General features: G+C 57.1%; 21 protein-coding genes. 10 read left to right on the top strand and 11 right to left on the bottom strand.

Annotated elements, in window-relative coordinates; all coding sequences use genetic code 11:
* Positions 1–16 precede the first annotated feature (16 nt).
* Positions 17–898 carry a branched-chain amino acid aminotransferase gene (locus tag FS819_RS03410; protein ID WP_156550489.1) on the bottom strand — a complete coding sequence of 294 codons (882 nt, stop codon included), beginning with the start codon at positions 896–898 and terminating at the stop codon, positions 17–19.
* A gap of 296 nt (positions 899–1,194) precedes the next feature.
* On the opposite strand from FS819_RS03410, the gene FS819_RS03415 reads away from it, so the two are divergent.
* Positions 1,195–3,414 carry a multicopper oxidase family protein gene (locus FS819_RS03415; RefSeq protein ID WP_156550490.1) on the top strand — a complete coding sequence of 740 codons (2,220 nt, stop codon included), beginning with the start codon at positions 1,195–1,197 and terminating at the stop codon, positions 3,412–3,414.
* Between the two features lie 305 nt (positions 3,415–3,719).
* Positions 3,720–4,208, top strand: a complete 489-nt coding sequence (locus tag FS819_RS03420) for a fascin domain-containing protein (protein WP_139191252.1) — start codon at positions 3,720–3,722, stop codon at positions 4,206–4,208.
* A gap of 346 nt (positions 4,209–4,554) precedes the next feature.
* On the opposite strand, the gene FS819_RS03425 is transcribed toward FS819_RS03420, so the two are convergent.
* On the bottom strand, positions 4,555–6,684 hold the full coding sequence (locus FS819_RS03425; RefSeq protein ID WP_409050137.1) for a S9 family peptidase: 2,130 nt from the start codon (positions 6,682–6,684) through the stop codon (positions 4,555–4,557).
* A 237-nt stretch (positions 6,685–6,921) separates the two neighbouring features.
* Here FS819_RS03425 and FS819_RS03430 point away from each other — a divergent pair, with 237 nt between their 5' ends.
* On the top strand, positions 6,922–7,311 hold the full coding sequence (locus FS819_RS03430) for a DUF930 domain-containing protein (protein ID WP_015915321.1): 390 nt from the start codon (positions 6,922–6,924) through the stop codon (positions 7,309–7,311).
* Positions 7,312–7,356: 45 nt separating this feature from the next.
* Here FS819_RS03430 and FS819_RS03435 read toward each other — a convergent pair whose 3' ends face one another.
* Positions 7,357–8,457, bottom strand: a complete 1,101-nt coding sequence (locus tag FS819_RS03435; RefSeq protein ID WP_156550492.1) for an AI-2E family transporter — start codon at positions 8,455–8,457, stop codon at positions 7,357–7,359.
* Between the two features lie 812 nt (positions 8,458–9,269).
* Here FS819_RS03435 and FS819_RS03440 point away from each other — a divergent pair.
* Both FS819_RS03440 and FS819_RS03445 read left to right on the top strand, forming a co-directional pair.
* Entirely contained in the window at positions 9,270–10,892 is a 1,623-nt protein-coding gene (locus tag FS819_RS03440; RefSeq protein WP_234624862.1) for an FAD-dependent oxidoreductase, read from the top strand.
* Between the two features lie 166 nt (positions 10,893–11,058).
* Positions 11,059–11,838, top strand: coding sequence for a polysaccharide deacetylase family protein (locus FS819_RS03445; RefSeq protein ID WP_156550615.1), 780 nt, complete (start codon positions 11,059–11,061; stop codon positions 11,836–11,838).
* 3 nt (positions 11,839–11,841) lie between these two features.
* On the opposite strand, the gene FS819_RS03450 is transcribed toward FS819_RS03445, so the two are convergent.
* Together FS819_RS03450 and FS819_RS03455 are read right to left on the bottom strand one after the other, a co-directional pair.
* A complete protein-coding gene (locus tag FS819_RS03450; RefSeq protein ID WP_156550494.1) occupies positions 11,842–12,726 on the bottom strand; it encodes a VOC family protein in 885 nt (294 codons plus the stop codon).
* A gap of 50 nt (positions 12,727–12,776) precedes the next feature.
* A complete protein-coding gene (locus tag FS819_RS03455; protein WP_156550495.1) occupies positions 12,777–12,968 on the bottom strand; it encodes a hypothetical protein in 192 nt (63 codons plus the stop codon).
* Between FS819_RS03455 and FS819_RS03460 the strand changes: the two genes are divergently transcribed.
* A complete protein-coding gene (locus FS819_RS03460; RefSeq protein ID WP_156550496.1) occupies positions 12,967–13,377 on the top strand; it encodes a universal stress protein in 411 nt (136 codons plus the stop codon). The genes FS819_RS03455 and FS819_RS03460 overlap by 2 nt on opposite strands.
* Before the next feature lie 40 nt (positions 13,378–13,417).
* On the top strand, positions 13,418–13,735 hold the full coding sequence (locus FS819_RS03465) for a TraR/DksA family transcriptional regulator (RefSeq protein ID WP_174089187.1): 318 nt from the start codon (positions 13,418–13,420) through the stop codon (positions 13,733–13,735).
* Positions 13,736–13,762: 27 nt separating this feature from the next.
* Here FS819_RS03465 and FS819_RS03470 read toward each other — a convergent pair whose 3' ends face one another.
* Positions 13,763–14,140, bottom strand: coding sequence for an MAPEG family protein (locus FS819_RS03470; RefSeq protein WP_015915328.1), 378 nt, complete (start codon positions 14,138–14,140; stop codon positions 13,763–13,765).
* Between the two features lie 371 nt (positions 14,141–14,511).
* On the opposite strand from FS819_RS03470, the gene trhA reads away from it, so the two are divergent.
* Positions 14,512–15,162 (top strand): PAQR family membrane homeostasis protein TrhA, encoded by a 651-nt coding sequence (trhA, locus tag FS819_RS03475; protein WP_156550497.1) that lies wholly within the window; start codon positions 14,512–14,514, stop codon positions 15,160–15,162.
* A gap of 100 nt (positions 15,163–15,262) precedes the next feature.
* Here the strand turns inward: trhA and FS819_RS03480 are convergent, their stop codons facing one another.
* Positions 15,263–15,994, bottom strand: coding sequence for a Crp/Fnr family transcriptional regulator (locus FS819_RS03480; protein WP_156550498.1), 732 nt, complete (start codon positions 15,992–15,994; stop codon positions 15,263–15,265).
* Between the two features lie 576 nt (positions 15,995–16,570).
* On the opposite strand from FS819_RS03480, the gene FS819_RS03485 reads away from it, so the two are divergent.
* Positions 16,571–17,077 carry a GNAT family N-acetyltransferase gene (locus tag FS819_RS03485; protein WP_156550499.1) on the top strand — a complete coding sequence of 169 codons (507 nt, stop codon included), beginning with the start codon at positions 16,571–16,573 and terminating at the stop codon, positions 17,075–17,077.
* Here FS819_RS03485 and FS819_RS03490 read toward each other — a convergent pair whose 3' ends face one another.
* Entirely contained in the window at positions 17,078–17,815 is a 738-nt protein-coding gene (locus FS819_RS03490) for a hypothetical protein (RefSeq protein ID WP_156550500.1), read from the bottom strand.
* Positions 17,816–17,933: 118 nt separating this feature from the next.
* Between FS819_RS03490 and FS819_RS03495 the strand changes: the two genes are divergently transcribed.
* Entirely contained in the window at positions 17,934–19,073 is a 1,140-nt protein-coding gene (locus FS819_RS03495) for a helix-turn-helix domain-containing protein (protein WP_234624863.1), read from the top strand.
* Positions 19,074–19,254: 181 nt separating this feature from the next.
* Here the strand turns inward: FS819_RS03495 and FS819_RS03500 are convergent, their stop codons facing one another.
* The 3 genes from FS819_RS03500 to FS819_RS03510 all read right to left on the bottom strand — a co-directional run bounded on the left by FS819_RS03500 (position 19,255) and on the right by FS819_RS03510 (position 20,878).
* Positions 19,255–19,686, bottom strand: a complete 432-nt coding sequence (locus FS819_RS03500; protein WP_015915334.1) for a Ros/MucR family transcriptional regulator — start codon at positions 19,684–19,686, stop codon at positions 19,255–19,257.
* 413 nt (positions 19,687–20,099) lie between these two features.
* Positions 20,100–20,465 carry a monovalent cation/H(+) antiporter subunit G gene (mnhG, locus tag FS819_RS03505; RefSeq protein ID WP_156550502.1) on the bottom strand — a complete coding sequence of 122 codons (366 nt, stop codon included), beginning with the start codon at positions 20,463–20,465 and terminating at the stop codon, positions 20,100–20,102.
* Positions 20,465–20,878: a cation:proton antiporter gene (locus FS819_RS03510; protein WP_156550616.1), complete on the bottom strand. Its 414-nt coding sequence runs from the start codon at positions 20,876–20,878 to the stop codon at positions 20,465–20,467. Before FS819_RS03510 ends, mnhG begins: the two co-directional genes overlap by 1 nt.
* Positions 20,879–20,886 lie beyond the last annotated feature (8 nt).

Raw genomic sequence — 20,886 nt, forward strand, 5'->3', positions numbered from 1 at the left:
CAATTCTATCCGTGGCTCACATATCGCTTCCGGACCGCGCCCAATCCATATAAAGATCCAGTGCCTTGCGGGTCACGGGGCCTTCCTGGTAATCGCTGCCGTCCAGCCTCGAAACCGGGGCGATCTTCGAATAATTGCCGCTGGTGAACACTTCGTCGGCACCGAGGAAATCGGCGACGCTGAGCGTGACTTCCTGCACATCGAAGCCCGCCTGGCGCAGCAGGGTGATGACACGCGAACGGGTGATACCCGCCAGGAAGGTGCGGTTGGGGATTGGGGTCAGCACCACGCCGTCCTTGACCATGAAGATGTTGGAGGAGGCGGTTTCCGCCACATTGCCATTCATGTCCAGCGCCAGCGCATTGTCAAAACCACGGGCGCGGGCCTCGAGAATCATCCGGCCGGAATTGGGATAGAGGCTACCAGCCTTGGCATCGGTCATCGCGCATTCCGGCGAGGGGCGACGGAAGGGGGAGACGGTCAGCGTGTGCGGCGTGGCTGTGTGCATCGGCGCCTCGAACAGGCAGAGCGCAAAGCGGGTGGAGGCAGCATCCGGGGCAACGACCGAGCCCGGCGCGCCATGTTCAGCCCAATACATCGGCTTGATATAGATCGCCGTCTTGCCATCGAACTTGGCAACCCCTTCGCGCGCCAGCCGCTCGATTTCCTCGGCGCTCATGGTTGGCTGCATATGCATGGCCAAAGCTGAACGGTTGATCCGCTGGCAATGCAGGTCGAGGTCGGGCGCGATCCCGTCGAACCAGCGCGCGCCGTCAAACACCGTCGAGCCCAGCCACATGGCATGGGATGTCGGCCCGATCAGCGGTGGATTGCCCGACAGCCATTCGCCATCGACATAGGTCCAGGTGGGGGTGCGCGGGGTGGTATCGACGGTCATTCTCAGTCTCCGGATCGTATTTGGCGGCAAAAGACAAGCTGCACCGCGCAACGTCAAGGAGAAAATGCAAAGGGCATGCAGCACTTGCCCCCAAAAATGGCCGGTCTGCCACCATGGTCTCGGACAGACGGCGCGTCTTGCGAAATTTTTCTATAAAAACAGTGGCATGACGATCAGTCGTTGCAGAGTTCACCGATGGATTCGGTGTTTTACCATAAAAGTTGTGATTGATTTTTTTACTACCTAAGGAAAGTGTAGCCTTTTCGCGATTCCCTTGCTTTTCTTAAGGAGATTTCATGCAAAGTGCTCGATGGCGTTGCCTTGCGGCCGCCGCTTTCCTTGGCCCGATATACCCAGCTCTGGCGCAGGATGCCGTGCAGGTTGCAAGCCCCCCTGCCGCAGAAGAAGCATTTGGCAATCCGCCGGTGCTGGGGCAATCGGCTGTTGCACCCAAGGGCACGCTTTACCGGGCGCTGCCATCCGCCACGCCGCAGCCCCATGCCGGGCGCGAACAGGTGCTCGACCTCAAGGTCGTCTATACGGAAGGCAGGATCCGCAAACCGGGTGGGTCGCCGGATAACCCTTTCGATCGCGTGCGCCTGCGCAGTTATCAAGGCACCAATGTCGATCCCGACCACCCCTTCGTCGCTCCAACCATCGAAGCCATGCCGGGCGACACTATTCGGGTCAGGCTGGACAACCAGCTGCCGGCAGACCCGTCCTGCACATCCAGCGATACATCGGTGGATGTGCCCCATTGCTTCAACGGCACCAATCTTCACAGCCACGGCCTTTGGGTCAGCCCGACCGGCAATAGCGACAATGTGCTGCTGTCGATCAATCCGGGCATGAGGTTTGAATATGAATATAATATCCCGGCCGATCATCCGGCGGGCACGTTCTGGTATCACCCGCATCGCCATGGCTCTACCGCCTTGCAGGTTGGCAGCGGCATGGCGGGGGCGCTGATCATTCGCGGCGACCGTCCGCCGACAGACAAGACCAATGGCGACCTCGACACCTTGGTCAAACCATTTCCGGAACGGCTGCTGGTGTTCGAGCAGATCCCCTATGCCTGCCTGACAAAGGACGGCAAGCTGAAGCAGACATTTGTCCCTGATCCCAAAGACCCGAAAAAGGGAAAATATGTCATCGACTGGACCTGCGAGAAGGGTGAAGTGGGCGAGGTGATTTCCTACGACCAGTTCACGCCCTCGAGCTGGGATGATTCCGGCCGCTTCACGACGGTCAATGGCCGGGTGCGTCCGGTGTTTGCCAATGCTGAAACGGGCAAGACCGAGCGCTGGCGCCTGGTGCATGCGGGCGTGCGCAACACGATCCAGGTCGAGTTCCACAAAATGAACACCACGGATTTCTTCAAGCGGGAGCGCAGCACCGATGCGGATGGAGAAGACCGGTTCGCCAATGACCTGTGCACTGGCCAATCGGTGCCTTACGTCGTGGCGGCTTCCGACGGGCTGACCATGGAGCAGGGCCAGGTGCGCAAGGATATTACCCTGCAACCCGGCTATCGCAACGACCTGCTGGTGAATTTCCCGGAAGACGGTCTTTACTGCATCGTCAACCCGCCAACCGACGCTGCCAATTCCGTCACGCGCACGCAGCAGGCCCGCTCAGTTCTCGGCTTCGTCCGGGTCAAAGGGGGCAAGGGCGCGCCAGCAGCGGGTGATCCGATTACCGAGATCAAAAAACAGCTGATCGCCAATGCCAATGCCTTCTACACGCCAGAGGTCGCCAATACGGTGGTCGCTGATCTGAACGATGGGCTGAAGCTGACGAAATTCATTCCCCATCCGACAGTTGCCGACGAAGAAGTTGCCGGCCAGCCAAAGCAGGATCTGGTGTTCTTCATCAATCTCGGTCCGGGCGGTAATGGGCCAAATGGCTTCCAGGTCGGTAAGAATTTCAATGTCGTGCAAAACGATGTCGGCGTCTATGTGCCAGACGGCGCCAAGGCTTACGATCCTAATGTGGTTGATCGCAAACTGGTGTTGGGGACAGCGCAGGAATGGGAGTTACGCTCCTATTTCGTCAGTCATCCCTTCCATATCCACGTCAATCCCTTCCAGATCGTCCGCATTCTTCGCCCCGACGGCAAGGATGTCAGCGGGCTGGACGCCAAGGAACTGGACGGATTGGATTCCCAATATGCTGGCCTGAAAGGTGTGTGGAAGGATACGCTCTGGATCAAAAGCAATGTCAACAATCCGCTGACAGCAGTCGATGCCGCCTGGCTGAACGGCGATCTCAGCCGCAAGTCGATTCCCGATGCCCCCGATGCCCCCGATACCCCCGATGCCGCAAAGCCGCAAGGCGTCTACCGCATCTTCATCCGCACCCGTTATGAACGCTATATCGGCGAATTCGTCCTGCATTGCCACATCCTCGACCATGAGGACCAGGGCATGATGCAAAATGTCTCCATCGGCCTGCCCGACGGTGCGGGCGGATTGGCAAACGCCCATCATCACGGAAGTTCACCAGAGAGTAAGTAGACCTTTGCTCTCGTAACCGGAATTGATGCGACAAACTGTTTCCGCCGTCCCTCGGGATGGCGGAATTGTTTCATTTCAGTGGAGGGACAATAATGCACCATTAGAAACCGGGATCAAACATCCACCTGCGGGAATTGATGGTGGCAGCTGTATCGAAGTCACTACGGCAATAGATGCTGAAAAAGCACCGAATGATGATCGGCCAAATTTGGTTGTATAGTATTAAAAAATCCATTAAAAGTAGAAATCCATAGACCGCTCTGCTATCGAAGCATCGCGCCAGGCTTTAGGCGCGGTTTCTTATTGTGGAGGTTCAAGTGACTCTTAAAAACATTGGTTCGGCTGCATTTCCTCACGTCTTTCTACGCTATGATGGGCAAGGTCATGTTTTGCCGGATGGACAAGGCGTTGGTACGGCGAATTGCCAGTTCTATGCCGGTCCCTGGGAGGCTTTTCATATTGATATTGTCGCCGATGGCAGCGTAACTATCCGTTCCAGCCAGTTTCCAGAGATTTACCTTCGGATGGATGGTCGCAATGTCAGTTACGGCCAAGATGAGGGCGGTGGTCTTGTCAATGGCCAGACAGGCGCTCCTGGCCCGTATGAACACTTCGTTCTGGTTCCGCAGGCCGATGGTACCGTCGCTATCCAGTCAAAGGCGTTCCCGGGCATCTATCTTCGCCTTGACGGCTCGGGTGTCACCAAATTCGAAGATGCAGGTTCCGGAAAAGTTAATGCTCAGATCGGTGTCGGTCCCTGGGAGAAATTCCACATCGTCGATGCTGCAAAATAAGGAATTCGGACTGACATGCGGCACTTGAAGCGGTGACCGAACAATCGGCTGTAAGCAACGCAATTTAGAGCATCGTACAGAAAACCGGAATCAGCACGATACTCTCAGTTTTTGTTTGTGCATCGGATTTATCCGAAAACCGGTTTCCACTTTTCGGTCCGATGCTGTCGCTGTCAGTAAATCGAATAAAGTCTACATGTATAGAGCGTCCGCCTGTTCTCACCTGCGGGCGCTCATTCTGTTTAGCAATTATGCAACAAATATAAGGAGCTACAGCGAACCTTTGTGCGCCATATATGGCGCACGGCGCTGTAGGAAGCGGATTATTAGTGATCTGAGATCGCTCTCACATCTTCCCCGCCACCTTCACCGCAAAGGCATATTCAAACGCCACCTCTTCCAACCGCTGAAACCGCCCGGATTTGCCGCCGTGGCCGGCGGACATGTTGGTTTTCAGCAGATATGGTCCGGCATCGGGTGCGTTTTCGCGCAGTTTGGCCACCCATTTGGTTGGTTCCCAATAGGTGACGCGGGGGTCGGTGAGGCCGGATAGGGCGAGAATGGGCGGATAGGATTTTTTGCCTACGTTGTCATAGGGGCTATAGGCGGCGATCCAGCGGTATTCTTCTTCTGACTCGATCGGGTTGCCCCATTCCGGCCATTCGGGAGGGGTTAGCGGCAGGGTATCATCAAGCATGGTATTGAGCACGTCCACGAAGGGGACGGCGGCGATGATGCCGGCGAATTTTTCTGGCGCCATATTGGCAACGGCGCCCATCAACATGCCGCCAGCTGAGCCGCCTTCGGCGATGATCTTGTCATAGGCGGTGAAGCCTTCTTTCACCAGATGATCGGCGGCGGAGATGAAGTCTTTGAAGGTATTGACCTTATTCTCCATCTTGCCGTCTTCATACCATTGAAAGCCCTTGTCCTTGCCGCCACGGATATGGGCGATGGCATAGACGAAGCCTCGGTCGGCCAGCGACAGGCAATTGGTGTTGAAACCAGCCGGAATGGTCATGCCGTAAGCGCCGTAGCCATAAAGCAGGCAGGGGGCGGAACCATCCAGCACGGTATCCTTGCGATAGAGCAGCGTGACCGGCACATCGACGCCATCATGCGCCTTGGCGAACACCCGCCGGGTCACATAGTCCTCGGCTTTGTGGCCTGAGGGGACTTCCTGGGTTTTCAGCAGCACCCGCTCGCGCGTCACCATGTTATAGTCATAGAGCTGGCTGGCCGTCGTCATCGACGAATAGGAAAAGCGGATGACGGTGGCATCATATTCGGCAGCGCCTGACAGACCAAGCGAATAGGCTTCCTCGGCAAAATCGATGGCGTGTTCTTCACCGGTCTCGCGGTCGCGAATCATGATGCGCGGCAGGCCATCGCGGCGTTCCAGCCACAGCAGATGTCCGGCAAAGGCCATATGCGACAGGATAAGACGGCCCGGCACATGAGGAACGAGGTCTTTCCAGTTGTCCTTGCCCGGCGCACCAACCGGCGCTTCCATGATCTTGAAATCCTTGGCACCGTCGGCATTGGTCAGGATGTAGAACACATCGCCGCCCTCGGTCATCGAATATTCGACGCCTTCCTCGCGCTCAGCCACCAGCTTAGGTTCTGCCGTCAGATCTTTGGTGGAGAGCAGCCGGTATTCCGAGGTCTCGTGATCGTGGATGTCGATATAGATAAAGTCGTCGAGCAGCGACCCGCCGACCCCCATGAAGAAGCCGGGGTCCTTTTCCTCATAGACCAGCCGGTCGGAGGATTGCGGCTCGCCGATAATATGGTGGAAGACTTTGGACGGACGGTGGTTTTCATCCTGAAGCGTATAGAAAAAGCTCTTGCCATCGGGTGCCCAGACGCCGCCGCCTGCGGTATTGTCCAGCACGTCGGCGAGGTCTTCGCCGGTTTTGAGATCGCGGATGCGCAGCGTGTAATATTCCGACCCCTTGTCGTCATAGCCCCAGATGCCACGGGTGTGATCATTGCTATGGTCGATGCCGGACAGGCGGAAATAATCCTTGCCCGCCGCTTCCTTGTCGCCATCCAGCAGCAATTCGCGCAGGCTCTCGTCCTTCGGGTCGCCGTCGCGTGGAATGCGGAAATAGCGCGGCTGCTCGCCACCGGTCACGAAAGCCGAACCGTAAGCATAAGGGCCATCCTTCATCGGGATGGAGCTGTCATCCTCCTTGATCCGGCCTTTCATCTCGGCAAACAGCTGCTGTTGCAGTGGCTTGGTATCGGCCATGGCCGCGTCCATATAGATGTTTTCGGCCTCCAGAACTGCGCGGATCTCCAGATCAAGGATCGAGGTATCCTTGAACATCTGCTGCCAGTTATCGGCCCGCAGCCACGCGTAGTCGTCAATGCGGGTGATGCCGTGGCGGGTGTCGCTCAGCGGTTTCTTCTGGACTGTGGGGGCGGCGGGCAGGTTGGCAAACAGGGACTTTGAGGATGAAGACAAGAGCAATCTCGCTTTTTTGGCATAGGCGGGGTTTGGTATAAGGCCGGTGTTACGTAGGATGTGTTGCATGAGAGATAGGCGCCCGCCCACCACCGATCAAGCAGAAATCGGTGGTCCCGGCCATGGCCGGTGCCAGCGACAGAGGAAGCCGATCACAAATGCGGGATGCACGTTTTGAGTGCTGGCTTCGCCAGAAGTCAGGCAATACATTCCGCCGAATCGGTATCTGTTAGGAAATTCTATATGCGATTGATGATTTTAGGGGGTGGTTTGGCGATGGTTTTTGCGCAATCGGCCTTTGCGCTTGACGCCGCAGCCACCCGCCAGCTCAAGTCGCTGTCGCCGGCCGAGCGGCTGGAACAGCGCTGCGACATGGAGGCGATGAGCCGGATTGGCAAGGATAGTAAGACCTATTCGCCTGACAAGGTGATCGCCTACACGTTCGCCCAGACCAAGGCCGATGGCAACCGGCTGAAGGCGCCGGGTGCGGTGTTTCGCAGCAAGGGCCACTGGTATCGGCTGAAATACCAGTGCGAGACCGGCAACCAGCGCCTGGACGTGAAGAATTTCAGCTATCAGGTGGGTGCCGAAGTACCCAAGGAAAGCTGGAGTAAATATTACTTGTATAATTGACGAGTGATGAGCCGTGGGGTGACGCCTGTCACCCTTTTCGTCCTGTCACCCTGGCAGTTTCGGCTTCGGTGCCGCATGGGGCGCCAGTTCGGTAAAGATCGCCTTGCCGATCAATGCCAGAGGCACGGCCAGCATGGCACCCGCCGCGCCCCAGACCCAGGTCCAGAAGATGATGGCGACGAACACGCCAAAGGCGTTGATCTCCATACGTCGCCCCATCACGGCTGGCGTTACCAGATTTTCGACCAGCGCATGGACAGTGAAGAAAGCGATGGCGGGAAGCAGGCCAAACAGCAGGCTGCTATGGGTCAGCATTCCGGCCACGGCCAGCGCAAAGGTCATGGCGGTGACGCCGAGAAAAGGCACGAAGCTGGAGAGAAAGGCGAAGAAGCCCCAGAGTACCGGCAGCGTCAGCCCGCCAACCCAGGCAATCAGCAGGGCGCAGCAACCGACGCCCGCGTAGATTACCGAAGCGGTGGCAAAGTAGAAGCCCAGCGCCGTTTCAATCGCATTGATGCTGCGGATGGCCGAGAGCCGGCGAGCGCGGTCGCGGAAAGAGACGATCAGAGTTTTGCGGATCGACACCCTCCCGGCCAGAAACAGCACCAATGCGGCAAAGAAAATCAATGTCTGGACGATGGCGGGCGTCACCTGGCTTGCCACTGTCGAGAGAATGCCGCCGCCATTTTCCAGCATCTTGTCGAGGTTGATAGGGCCGTTGCCGCTGGCAAGCCTGTCCAGATGCAGCCAGTGAAAGCGTTGGAAATAGGGTGTGAACCGATCCATCATGGTCTGGCCAATGCTGGGAATGTCCTGGGCCAGTTCCATCAGTGGCCCGGCCAGCGTGTTGGCAATGATCGTCACCAGCGTGAAAAGCGCTGTGGTCAGCAGCACGGCACTCATCATCGGCGGAACGCCCAGCGCTTCCAGCCGGTCTGCTGCCAGACCCAGGATAAGGCCGACCACAACCGCAAGGGTCAATGGCATCAGGATCGTGCCTGCATAATGCAGTGCGGCAATGGCGACAATCAGGAAAAGCCCGATCACCGCCCAGGCCTGCGCCAGGTCCAGCGCCGTCTTGCGGTGCCGGCCCAGCCGCGTTTCCGCCGGCTGCAAAATCCGCCGCTTCACCGTGTCATCCATCATGTCCGTTTACGTCCCCATCGGTGCCATCATTATGTGCGGCCATGCTGGCACCAGAAGGTGCAAAGCCGCAACATGTTATATTTACTACATAATCTTTTCAGATTGCCAGCAACACGACCTTCGCATCGCAATTTGGCGCTATGGCTCGACGCTTTCCCCGAGAGTGCCGCTGAGGGGCGTCTTGACAAGCAACCCTTAATTAACGCGCAGAACGGGCAGTGGTTCCGCCCAGATTTTGCCTTGCTTGCGCCACTTTGGTGCGAATTGCGGGATTCAAGGGTTGTATCAATTTGGGGCAGGCGATCGGAACAGGTCGGGTCTCTGCACGACATACGCGCTAAATCACGGGTTGCAGCCGCGAGCGTCAGCCTCCTTTCGTAAAATCCACTATTATTACAGGGGTCTACGAAAAATCGGCATTTTGAGTCTGCATCCATGGAGATATGGAGGTTTTTGTAACTATCCGAAACAAAAAACCCCTGACACTGGCAGGTAACTGCTCCAAAAAAATAGAGATGCACCCAATAAAAGTGTCTGAAAAGTGTAAAAAGCAAGATTTGTATTAAGGTTGGAAAAACAAAAAATGCAACTGAAAATATGTGTTTTTTGTCGCCGTTTCCAATACATTGATAGAGTAAATAATATGTACAAGGCGGATGACTATGCGTTTCATTATGGGTCGTCGAGTGTTTGTTGCTGGAGCGGCTAGTCTTTTTGCGCTGAGACCAAGTTTTGCACAGCAAGCGACCTATGATGTTATTGTCTATGGAATGACCAGTGGCGGAATTACAGCTGCCATACAGGCAAAAGTCATGGGAAGAACCGTGGCAATTGTTGGCGGCTGGCGTGAGCGTCATCCCGGTGGGATGATGTCTGGCGGGCTTGGCGGCACCGATGTCGAGGCCGGCAGCGCCTTCGGCGGTCTGGCGCGCCATGTGATTTCCAGGATCAATCAAGAGGCCCAGGTGGCCGACGACCGGTTCGCCTTCGAGCCCCGCTTTGCCCAGACCGTGTTTGAAAAACTGCTGCGCGAATATGATATTCCGGTGTTTCAAAGCCGTGGTGTGCTGCGGGTCGCCAAGACCGGGCCTCGGATCGATGCGATGGAAACGGTTGACCGCCAGCTGTTCAATGGCCGTGTCTTCATCGACGCCAGCTATGAAGGCGACCTGATGGCCGCGTCAGGCGTTTCCTGGACCGTTGGCCGCGAGCCGCAGGACGGCGACAATGTGCTGAACGGTTTTCGCGGAACCCGGACGGATTCCTGGGGCGACAATCATAATTTCCAGCTGCATCGCCGTTTCGAGCGGGTGATCGGTCAGGTCGGCGTCGATCCTTTCGTCACCGAGGGCGTGGCCGCCAGCGGTCTTTTGCCGGGCATCCGCAATTATCCGTCCCCGGAAGTCGGCGCGGGCGACCGGGCCGTGCAGGCCTATAATTTCCGCATGACCATGACGCGCGATCCGGCCCGCCGCGTGGATCTGCCCTCGACACCGCCGCCGGGCTTTGATCCGACCCGCTACGAATTGCTGTTCCGCTGGATCAAGGCGCTGGGCGAGCGCGGCCAGCTCGCGGATGCGGAAAACGCCGTCAAGATGCAGTTCCTGCTGCATAACGATCTCGGCAACGGCATTTTCGACATCAACAATCGCGGAGCCGTTTCCACCGATTATATCGGCGGCTCCTGGGGCTATCCGCAGGCCGATTACGGCATGCGTGAAAAGATCTGGAAAGCCCATGAGCGCTGGACACGGGGCCTGTTCTACGCGCTCCAACACCACAAGGACGCTCGCATGCCGGGTCATCTGCGCGATGTGTTCCTTGATTATGGACTGGACGGCCAGCATTATCAGGACCCGCACGAAAACGACGAGGCGAACTGGCCCTATCAGCTCTATGTGCGGGAAGCCCGGCGCATGGTGTCCGACCATCAGATGACCGGCCATGACGTCACTGCTGCCGACGACCAGGAATTGCGCGACAACACCACGATTTCCACCGGTTCCTACAAGCGTGACAGCCACCATACCCAACGTATCGTCCGCACCACGGTCAACATGCTCGGCACGCCGACGCTGAGTGTCTGGAACGAGGGCAATTTCGAGGCCGAGGCTGGCGGTGCTGACCGGATCTTCACCATTCCGCTGTCGGCCATCGTGCCGCGCCGGGCGGAATGCACCAATCTGATGTCGATCTTCGCGCTCAGCGCTACTCATGAGGCCTTCGGGGCGATCCGCATGGAAATGAGCCTGATGCAAACCGGACAGTCGGCGGGCGCTGCTGCCGCGCTGGTCGCCGTCAGCCGGGCCGATATTCAGGACGTGTCCTATGATGAGCTGATTTCCAGCCTCTACGTCCCACCTGGCGCCAAGCCCTCGGTTCTGCCGCGTGATCCCAACAGCCAGGCGCTGGCTTTCAACCTTCAGAGGTCGTGAAGGAAGGCCGCCGAGCCGCATCTATCGATAGAATTCTCTTGACGGCAGCGTGATAGAAGCGTTTCTCCCGAAACGCTTTCTTCAAGGCAGGGATGTGGCATCCCAGACCTTGGTATCAGACCCTTGGTATCACGGCCATCTGGCTGGCAGGCGCGAAAAGAGTGTCATGGTTGTTATGGATATCCGCCGGATCGGTATTTACTTGTCATCACTGCTGCTGGGGGCGCTGCTTCTGAATGGAGCAGCACGACCTGCTCTTGCCGCTGCGGATGGCTTGATCGAGCCGAAACTGCATATTCATGCCGCTCCGAAAGGGTTGGTGCAGGTGGCGGTGACGCTGGATGCCTGCATGGGCAAAACCGATATGCGCATTCTCTCCACCCTGCTGGATGACAATATCAAGGCGACGATTTTCGTCACTGGTCGCTGGATAAGGTCCAATCCGCAGGCCGTTGCGGTGCTGAAATCCAGGCCGGACCTGTTCGAGGTGGAAAACCACGGCGAAAACCACATCCCGGCGGTCGACTATCCGGCGACCGTCTATGGCATCGCCGCCGCTGGATCGCCAGAAGCGGTTGCCAGGGAAGTGACCGGCGGCGCGGACGCCATGCGGGCCGCAGGGTTTTCTCCGCCACGCTGGTATCGGGATGCCACGGCCGAATATTCACCCTCCGCTATCGCAGAGATCAAGGCGATGGGCTACCAGATCGGCGGCTTTTCCATCAATGGCGATTCAGGCTCACTTTTGGGCGCCAAACAGACCGAGCAGCAATTTGCCCGCGCCAAAAACGGTGACGTGCTGATCGCCCATATCAACCAGCCCACCCACGCCGCTGGTGAAGGTGTGGTGGCCGGTTTAAAGGCACTGAAGGCAAGGGGCGTGGTGTTTGTGCATCTGAGCGAGGCAGGCCCTGTGGAAACGGTCAAAGGCCCGCCAGTCAACTGACATTTATCCGGATATGGACGGCACCGAATTCAAAGTCAGACCAATTCCCCAGGGATCGGTCAGCCTGTGGCCTTCGGCGCTCAATGTCACAGGAATCTCCAATCCTTCCAGCGTCGCTAGCGCCTTTTGCAGCGCTTCCCCGTCGTTGAACGTCAGGGAGTAATCGGCAAGCCCGGTCATTGCCGCAAGGCGAGGGCCTGCGCCCCGGCTGTTCCAGATATTGGCGGCGACATGGTGGTGGTATTTGCCGGAGCCGAAGAAGCTGGCACCGGGATAGGAGGCCATTTTCTTCAAACCCAGCACACCCTCATAAAACCGGTCTGCTTCCGGCACATTGCCGACCTGCAAATGCATATGGCCAATGCTTGAGCCCTCGGGCAGGCCGGTCCATGCCTCATCACTGGCGCTGTCGTAAAGCTCTTGCAGGCTGAGGGGCAGGGTGGCCATGCCAACCGTGCCATCGGATTGGTAGGTCCATTCCAGCGGGCTGCGGTCGCGGTAGATCTCGATGCCATTGCCTTCAGGGTCGGACAGGTAGATCGCCTCGCTGACCAGATGGTCCGAGGCGCCGTCCAGCTGAACGCCGGAATGGGCGGCATGGCGCAGCCATTGCGCAAGCGTCTTGCGGTTCGGCACAAGAAAAGCAGTGTGAAACAGCCCGGCTGCCGTGGGCGGCGCCATGGCTGCATCGCTGCGGGTGGTCAGCGTCAGCAATGGCGTCGTGCCAACCCCAAGCACCATGCCGCTGGGGGTGCTCTCCAGCACGGCAAGGCCAATGATCTGCCGATAGAAGCTGGAGACCATGGCCAGATCACCGACCACCAGATGCGCCCGTCCGATATGGATCGGCCGGGTCAGGGCAAAGCTTGGGGAATGATGGGCATCCATGACGGCAGGTCCGATAGGTTGGCGCGAGGGCGCTGAGAACGTCTTGCTCCCTAGATACAGCCTGCCGGTCGTTTCATGTAGAGCGCATATACGCGAAAGATCGTTCGATAATGCTGAACAGTGTCTTTGTCATCGTTCAATCCTGGCGATTTCCAGGCTTGATCGGGATCAATGCGGGCGGAGCTTGGCGCGCGCAGGTTGTTGTCGGCAAAGTCGTTCAGCAGCCGAGAGGAGAGGGCCATGTACAGAAAGATCATTGTTCCCGTGGATATCGCGCAATGGGAAAAGGGCGACAAGATCCTGAAAAAAGCCCAGAGCCTGCTGGATGCTGGTGGCGAGATCGTGCTGCTGACCGTGGTCGAGCATCTGCCGTCCTATCTTGCCATCGATATTCCGCATGACATCATCGATGGGGCGGTGGAGGAAGGGCGCACCAAACTCGCCGCGCTGGCCGCGTCGGTTGGGTCTGGCGTGACAACGCAATTGCGGGTCGGCTCGCCCGCCCATGAGATTCTGGCTGTCGCAGCGGAGCAAAAGGCCGACTTGATCATTATAGCCTCGCATATCCCAGATTTTTCCAACTACCTGATCGGGGCGACTGCCGACCGTGTCGTGCGCCACGCCCGATGCGCGGTACTTGTCGACCGGTAATCGCATCCGGGAGGCGTTTCACATTTTGAGGAGATCGATGATGGACATGGATGGATATAAGCAGACGCTGCTCGGACGGCGGCTGGAGCTGACCAGCCGACTAGGAAAAATTTCCGGTGACCTGTCAGAGCAACGCAGCGCCGAAAGCGCCGAGCGCGCTATCGAATCGGAAAATGACGAAGTGTTGGAAAGCCTGGGGCAGGCGGGCGAAAACGAGCTGCGCGGCATCGAGGCGGCATTGGCCCGCATGGAGGCCGGTTCCTACGGACGCTGCGTGACCTGCGATGCGGCAATTGCACCCGAGCGGCTCGCCCTTTTGCCGGCCACGCCGTTTTGCCAGGATTGCGCCCCGGCCTGAACAGACATGCAGACAGGTGCGATCCGGCTATTGCAGCAGTGCCGCCACCGTGCCGCCCATCAGCAGCAGAAAGGCAATGACCCAGGAAATCAGCGCGCCGGGACCGCGCTTTTTTGCGTCGGCATAATATTCAGCGGCATAGAGCACCCGTGCGCCTGTCCAGCACAGGCCCAGCAACCCAGCCAGCTGGTCGGACAGGTAAAAGCCGAAGAGCCAGAGCGACGGCAGGAAGAAAACCAATTGCTCGGCGGTGTTCTGTTGAACCCGGTAAATCCGCTCGAAATTCTCATCGCCTGTCATCTTCGGTGCCTTGACCCCAAATTGCTGGCGCGCCCGGGCGACCTTGATGAAGAACCAGTTATAGGCGATCAGCGCCATGAACGTGGCAAGGACTGTAAAGCGCATGGGTGCTTCCTGACTGGGTGCGAGGACGGCAGTTCCGCGGACAGAACCGTTAACTGTCCAACAGCTTTATCCGCAAACGGTTTAAGCCCGGTTGATGACGGCGCAAGCCTTGGCATTCGGCGCATATAGTTCAGGCCTTGACACTGCAATGGTCGATCGAAGAACGGCAGCTGGCCGTCTTGCCAACGCGATGGAGTTGACGCATCATGGTCACCACAGGTTGCGGTGTGTGGCCGTCATAGACATAAATTTGACCGGATCGTCGGGCTGATCAGGCTTATATGAAGACGACGAGACAGGCGACATTATCTGGCAATCATTCTCGGTTATGCTGTCGGCAGATATTTTAATTTCTTGGGTTGATCATAACGATGGAAGAATTCCGCTTCGGGCGACACTATGATTTTCACGAATTGCTGGCCGATGGCATCGTGCATGGTGTCGGCGTGGTGTTTGCGCTGGTTGGCGTAACCGCGCTGATCTTCTATGCCACGGTGTTTACCAGCTTTGGCGAGATTGCCGCCAGCTGGATCTATGGTCTTGGCTTGGTGCTCGCGCTTGGCTGTTCCTTCACCTACAATATGTGGCCGCGCTCGACCTTCAAAAGCTATTTACGACGGCTGGATCATTCGGCGATTTTCGTGCTGATCGCCGCCACCTATACGCCCTTTCTGGAACGCGGTGCCGATGAACCGGCCATTCTCTGTCTGTTGATCGGCATCTGGCTGACGGCGATAACAGGTATCTTTCTGAAATGCCGCTATCCGGGTCGCTACGACCGGTTGGCCATCCTGCTGTATCTGGCCATGGGCTGGAGCGGCGTGCTGGCGCTGGAGCCGATTTCCGAGCGGCTGCCGCCCGTCACCATGGTGCTGATCTTCATCGGCGGCATTCTTTATTCAGCCGGCGTGATCTTTCACGTCTGGCAGCGGTTGCGGTTTCAAAACGCCATCTGGCACGGTTTCGTGGTGGCTGCGGCTGCCGTGCATTATTCCGCCGTGGTTACCGCCATCGGGTCTTGAGGCGGTGCGGCTGTATAGCCGAGAAAGTCAGAGTTGGCGATATCATGTTGACCTCTCGGAGATCAGCCGTTTCGTCGCGCTTCGGCAATGCGCCAGTCCCTCAGCCGATACCTGAAAAGTCGATCAGTTTTTTCATGCTTATCTCGAGCTTCCTCGGCCCCTTTCGCTGGACAAGGCCGTTTTTTTCCAGCAGCGCAAAAGTGCGTGACACTGATTCTACCGAGGTCCCAAGATAGTCCGCAATATCGTAGCGCGACATCGGAAGCGATAAGGTCGAGCTTTCACGGTCAAAATAGCGATCATGGTCCGAGCAGTCTACTAAAAACGCGGCTAGGCGTTGTGGCAGCTCCAATTGTCCGATTGTGATGGTGTGTCGTTGCGCGGTCCGAATTTCGTGGACCGCCTTGACGAAGAAACCCTGCTGAATCCTCGGATTTTCCAGAAGGAATTTCTCCAGCTTGCGGAACGGAAAGCGGTATACGGAGCAGGGTGTTACCGCCTCTGACGAGTTAACGTACAGTCCCGTCTCCGCCAGACCAAAGATATCGCCTGGCCAGTAAAACGCCACGATCTGCCGTTGACCATCCTTCAGCGAGTGACAGGCCTGAACGACTCCCTCGATAAGCAAATAGAGGAAATCTGCGGGTTCACCTTGCGACAATATCTCTAATTTCGCCGTGCGATACTCTATGATTTCTCCCAGTCGCCCAAGTTCGTACTGTTCATGTGGGCTTAGGACGATATGCTCCGCGTTCTCATCTCGCTGCGGCGACCATACAGGCGTTGCTCTGATTTGGAGTGGCGGTCGGCTAGCGGGCGAAGAAAGGCTCATGTGTTACATTCTTGCAAGGAGGAAAATTAGAACTGATTTTTACCGCTGCTTAGGAAGGTCTAAAGAATAATTTTCGCGGGTACGGCGCTGCATGATGGAACGATTTATTGTGGAAGCCAACACTAACCATTTCCGAAAAAAACCATTCCAAAGAGAATAACGCGAATAGTTTCTTGACGTTTCTTTACATTTTCGGAAGAAGAGCGAAAATATGCAAAATTCGATGCCACATTGCGGAAAATCTCGACGCAAGATCGACCTTGCGCTGTGATATCAGCCTTTATCCGAGCTCAGATCCTTTACAACAGCGTCCGCCCATATCGCAAGGACGATGTTTACTCCGCAAAAGCGACATCAAGGCTTGGGATATTGTTTTTGGTTCAGTCAAATGACTGTCCTATCCAAAAAGTTGAATTTGATCCGTTCTTCCATTTCGAGTTGGGGTATTGACCAGTTGCGGAAAGGCCCTTGTCGGGAGCGCCATACGAGGGGTCATTGAAGACGACAAATCCTATTTCCGTGCATGGTTTTCTGCGTTAGGACTGTGCGTATCCTATGTCTGTTTCAGGGCTTCTCATGACCACACAGCACGTCATCCGCGACGGCACCGAAGCGGATCTTGCCGCTATTGTCGAGATTTACAACCACGCCGTCGAGCATACGACCGCCATCTGGAACGAGGCGCTGATCGATGTCGACAATCGCCGTGTCTGGCTGGAACTGCGCCGGGCCAAAGGCTTTCCGGTCCTTGTGGCTGAAGTGGATGGCCGTGTTGCGGGCTATGCATCCTATGGCGATTGGCGGGCTTTTGATGGCTATCGCCATACGGTTGAGCACTCGGTCTATATCGACAAGGACCATCGCGGCGCGGGGCTTGGCAAGGCGTTGATGCAGGCGTTGATCGAGCGTGCCAAAGCCGGAAATGTGCATGTGATGATCGCCGCCATCGAGGCCGGAAACGCGGCCTCGATTGCCCTGCACGAAAAGCTCGGCTTCCGTCTGGTCGGCATCCACCGCGAGGTCGGCACCAAATTCGGCCGCTGGCTGGATCTGGCGGCGATGGAACTGATGATTGTGCGTTGATTACTCGATCCTGGCCCGCACCATCTCGCCGCGAATGGTAATGGCGGGGTGGGCGCCCGGCGTATTGGGCAGGGCGCTGTCGATATAGGAGGCGGTGGCCTCGACCAGATAGCTGATCGATGTGGGGGTGAGGAAGCGCAGGGTGGCGTCCATCATCCGGCCGGACAGAAGGATGGTTTCATCCTTGCTGATGGTCTTGAAGAACGCCTGTACTCGCAGCGCTGCGCCTGAAACATCCAGCGTGCTCGCATGGCCGTCCAGAGTGAAATCCCCGGCATCGGCCCGCACATTGATGGTGGAAAAATCACCGTTAAGCCCGATACGGGCGGCTTTCTGGCGGATCAGCACGGCAGATTGCGGACGCAGATTGGCCTTGAGCTTTATGGTGCAGTCCGACCAGTCGAAATAGCGCGACAGATCGGCGACATCGACAACCAGAGTGTCTTTATCGATATGCATCCGGCCACTGTCCGCGCAGTCGCGGGCATACCAGCCGGATTGCCAGAGCGACCCCCAGCCGTCGCGCTCGCCTGTGAGGGTGGCGGTTAGCGGCCTGTCTGGATCAGTGGTTACGGAAATCAGGCTGGCGGCGCCGTCGACGCGCAGTTTGGAAATGGCCGACAGGTCGAGCGGCGCGCCAATCGGCACATCGTGCCGCCATAGCGCCATGGCCCGATCCATGGCGGCGATGCAAACAAGTCCTGCGGCAATGCCAAGCACGATCACACGTTTTTTCATGGGTCTTCACTCCGATGGATTGCGATGCGCCAATCTTTGCCAAGGGAGGGAATGCTGCGACCTGAAACACGTTTCCGGTCGTCGCCGATCATGATCGGGGGTATAACAGTCGCAAGAAATGCCCCATGCAATCGCTCAGAAATTCACCTCGCTCAACGATTCCTGTCCCATGATCTTTCTGCCGATTTCCTTTTTCGTCGCCCTGCTGCTTGTGACCCTGTTGATCCGTATGCTGCGGCAGGACGATGCCCCGGCCTCCGCGAAGCCTTTCCTGCTGCTGTTGGCGGTCATGGCGGCGCAATCGGTTCTGGTCGGCTTGCGCTGGGGCTATGGCATGATGCTGGTCATGCCAGCCATGTCGGTTCTGGCGACGGTTATCCCGCCTTTGAGCTTTCTGGCCTTTCGCAGCCTGACCTCGACCCGTGCGGAACGTCAGGATCGTGGTTTGTCGCATGTCAATTGGCTGCATGCCCTGCCAGCTGCCATCGTGCTGGTGCTGAGCAGTGCGGGCGGTGGGCCAATCGACGCCATTATCATCCTCACCTTCCTGGCCTATGGACTGGCGCTGCTCTGGCTGGCGCGGCTGGGGCCGGACGGGCTGACGGCCTCGCGGTTGGACGGGGCGCTTCGGTCCTACCGTGCCCTGCAATGCATGGCAGCGTCGCTGCTGGCCTCAGCGGCTGCCGATGTCGTCATCAGCCTCGACTTTGCCTTTGGCGGCGGCCGTCATGCGGCAACCGTCGTCTCGGCTTTCATGACCCTGATCCTTCTGGCGCTCGGCTTTGCTGCGTCGCTGGCCGAAAGTGGCGCCTCTTCAGATGAAGGCACCTCTTCAGATGACAAGGGGCGTGAAGAGGAGCGAGCGGGGGACACAGGCGACAAGCCGGTGCCGAGACCCGCGAGCGAGGAGGACGCGCGGATTGCCAGCGCGCTGGCAGCGATGATGGTGGAAAAACAGCTCTACAAGGATGTGGACCTGAACCTTGGCCGGCTGGCGCGTCGCCTGAGCCTGTCCGCAAGATCCGTGTCAAATGCCGTCAACAGGGTGCATGGCATGAGTGTTTCGCAGTATGTCAACAATCACCGCGTGACGGAGGCCTGCCGGCTGCTACGACACAGCGATGCACCGATTACCAGAATCGTCTTTGAGGCCGGTTTTATGACCAAGTCCAATTTCAATCGGGAATTTCTGCGGGTTACGGGCCAAAGCCCCAGTGCCTGGCGGCGGCAGGAGACGATCACGCAAGCGTGTGCATAGTCGCGCTGGGCAAGCCAACCAAGGACGATTTGCCGGGATTGGGCTGATATTGGGATCGGGCTGATATCAGCAATCATAAAGCAAAATTCCGCAAGCCTTATGAGGCCCACGGAATTGATTTCTGATTATCGAAGGCATGAATGCCAACTCGAAGATGCGTGAGCATCTTCGAGACTTGGTCTTACTTGGCGCGGCGGCGGCGCTGGCCCAGGCCCATTTCCTTGGCGAGGCGCGAGCGGGCTTCCGCATAGGCGGGCGCAACCATCGGGTAATCGACGGGAAGGTCCCATTTCTCGCGATATTCTTCCGGGCTCAAGGTGTGATGGGTCATCAAGTGACGCTTCAGCGACTTGAACGAGCCACCACATTCCAGGCAGATGATCTGGTCGCCCTGAATCGACTTGCGAACGGCAACGGCAGGCTTCTGCTTTTCGACCACGGATACCACTGGCACCGGTGAAGATGTATTGGACAATGCGGTATGCACATCCGAAATCAGGTGGCTGATGTCCCCGATTGGTACAACATGGTTGCTGACATACGCTGCAACGATATCTGCCGTCAGTTCGACCAGAAGATCGTTTCCTGACGATCCAAATGCCGTTTCACTCATTTTTTTCTCCTGTCATATGTCTGCCTGACGGTTCGTTTGCCACCCACCGCCGACACTGAATTCAAACCAGTTTGACTGGTTTGCGTGATACCCCCACATAAAATCCACTGCCAGCCAGCCAGGATGGCAGTGTTATATTAGATATTTACGCCATTAACCCAAAACTAGTCTCCAAATTCATTGTCCGCCTCTGGTCTACAACCCGGGCGGTTGTATCGGCTAAATACATGCTGCTTTTGAACTAGATCGAAATTGAAAACGGTTCAGTGATCCAAATAGTCCTTTTAATGAATTATCAACATCGGGAAAAATGTCCAGTTCCTATTTATCCTAATTCTTGTGCGTGAAAGAATGTAGATCAGATCAAATATGAATGGCACTCTGCTCTTATGATACTTTTAGAACGGTCTCATTCATAATTTGTTAACTAAGTCCTTCTTGCCGTTGCCAATGCCGTTGCTCATTTCATCGAGTACGGTCGCCTGGGCCAGGGGATATCCGACATGCCGCGCAGCTTTTGCCAGCAGATGTGCAGAGACCGGCGCTGTCAGTACAAAGAAGAAAAACCCGCAAAAAGCGCGTGCAAAAACCGACAAATCCCCGGAATTGACGCCAATTGCCAGTAACAGCAGGCCCGATCCCACCGTTCCGGCCTTGGAGGCTGCATGCATGCGGGTGAACAGGTCCGGCAAACGGTTGAGACCGATTGCCGCGATCACTGCAAAAAACGAACCGCCCAGAATCAATACAGATGTTAAAATCGCCGCCGCTATTTCCATTAATCTGTTTCCTTTTGGGACATGTGCCTATCCGCGCCACTCCGCTTGCGCCTGCGCTCCATGCGCGACTTTTCCACAGCTAATTGTTCGGCTGCCGCCCGAATTGCCGGTTCGGTTTCCGGTGTTTCGCCAATCACGCCGCGCACAAGGATGAATCGCGCAAAGGCAATGGTGGTCAGAAATCCAACCAGGCCGAGCGAAATGGCAATATCCATGTAGAGCACATAGCCCGACTTGATCGCGAAGACGGCAATAAAGCCGATGACGATACCGACCAGCATGTCCAGCGCGATCACCCGGTCGGGCAGGGTTGGGCCACGCATCACCCGGTAGACGGTCAGGAAGAAGGCGATGGCCAGCAACAGCAGCCCGCCATTGCAGGCATGATGGACGAGGACTTGCGCGGCTGTCATGTCTGAAG

It is taken from the genome of Allorhizobium sp. Av2 (assembly GCF_021462805.2).
GTDB classification, from domain to species: Bacteria; Pseudomonadota; Alphaproteobacteria; order Rhizobiales; family Rhizobiaceae; genus Allorhizobium; species Allorhizobium vitis_G.

What these genes read in the sequence shown, in the direction of transcription:
- FS819_RS03455 (WP_156550495.1), bottom strand. Translation starts at nt 12,968, where the DNA reads ATGGCCCTCTCCTCTCGGCTGCTGAACGACTTTGCCGACAACAACCTG.
- FS819_RS03465 (WP_174089187.1), top strand. Translation starts at nt 13,418, where the DNA reads ATGGACATGGATGGATATAAGCAGACGCTGCTCGGACGGCGGCTGGAG.
- FS819_RS03510 (WP_156550616.1), bottom strand. Translation starts at nt 20,878, where the DNA reads ATGACAGCCGCGCAAGTCCTCGTCCATCATGCCTGCAATGGCGGGCTG.
- FS819_RS03460 (WP_156550496.1), top strand. Translation starts at nt 12,967, where the DNA reads ATGTACAGAAAGATCATTGTTCCCGTGGATATCGCGCAATGGGAAAAG.
- FS819_RS03495 (WP_234624863.1), top strand. Translation starts at nt 17,934, where the DNA reads ATGCCCCATGCAATCGCTCAGAAATTCACCTCGCTCAACGATTCCTGT.
- FS819_RS03415 (WP_156550490.1), top strand. Translation starts at nt 1,195, where the DNA reads ATGCAAAGTGCTCGATGGCGTTGCCTTGCGGCCGCCGCTTTCCTTGGC.
- FS819_RS03410 (WP_156550489.1), bottom strand. Translation starts at nt 898, where the DNA reads ATGACCGTCGATACCACCCCGCGCACCCCCACCTGGACCTATGTCGAT.
- trhA (WP_156550497.1), top strand. Translation starts at nt 14,512, where the DNA reads ATGGAAGAATTCCGCTTCGGGCGACACTATGATTTTCACGAATTGCTG.
- FS819_RS03490 (WP_156550500.1), bottom strand. Translation starts at nt 17,815, where the DNA reads ATGAAAAAACGTGTGATCGTGCTTGGCATTGCCGCAGGACTTGTTTGC.
- FS819_RS03470 (WP_015915328.1), bottom strand. Translation starts at nt 14,140, where the DNA reads ATGCGCTTTACAGTCCTTGCCACGTTCATGGCGCTGATCGCCTATAAC.
- FS819_RS03435 (WP_156550492.1), bottom strand. Translation starts at nt 8,457, where the DNA reads ATGATGGATGACACGGTGAAGCGGCGGATTTTGCAGCCGGCGGAAACG.
- FS819_RS03500 (WP_015915334.1), bottom strand. Translation starts at nt 19,686, where the DNA reads ATGAGTGAAACGGCATTTGGATCGTCAGGAAACGATCTTCTGGTCGAA.
- mnhG (WP_156550502.1), bottom strand. Translation starts at nt 20,465, where the DNA reads ATGGAAATAGCGGCGGCGATTTTAACATCTGTATTGATTCTGGGCGGT.
- FS819_RS03450 (WP_156550494.1), bottom strand. Translation starts at nt 12,726, where the DNA reads ATGGATGCCCATCATTCCCCAAGCTTTGCCCTGACCCGGCCGATCCAT.
- FS819_RS03445 (WP_156550615.1), top strand. Translation starts at nt 11,059, where the DNA reads ATGGTTGTTATGGATATCCGCCGGATCGGTATTTACTTGTCATCACTG.
- FS819_RS03480 (WP_156550498.1), bottom strand. Translation starts at nt 15,994, where the DNA reads ATGAGCCTTTCTTCGCCCGCTAGCCGACCGCCACTCCAAATCAGAGCA.
- FS819_RS03485 (WP_156550499.1), top strand. Translation starts at nt 16,571, where the DNA reads ATGACCACACAGCACGTCATCCGCGACGGCACCGAAGCGGATCTTGCC.
- FS819_RS03430 (WP_015915321.1), top strand. Translation starts at nt 6,922, where the DNA reads ATGCGATTGATGATTTTAGGGGGTGGTTTGGCGATGGTTTTTGCGCAA.
- FS819_RS03440 (WP_234624862.1), top strand. Translation starts at nt 9,270, where the DNA reads ATGGGAAGAACCGTGGCAATTGTTGGCGGCTGGCGTGAGCGTCATCCC.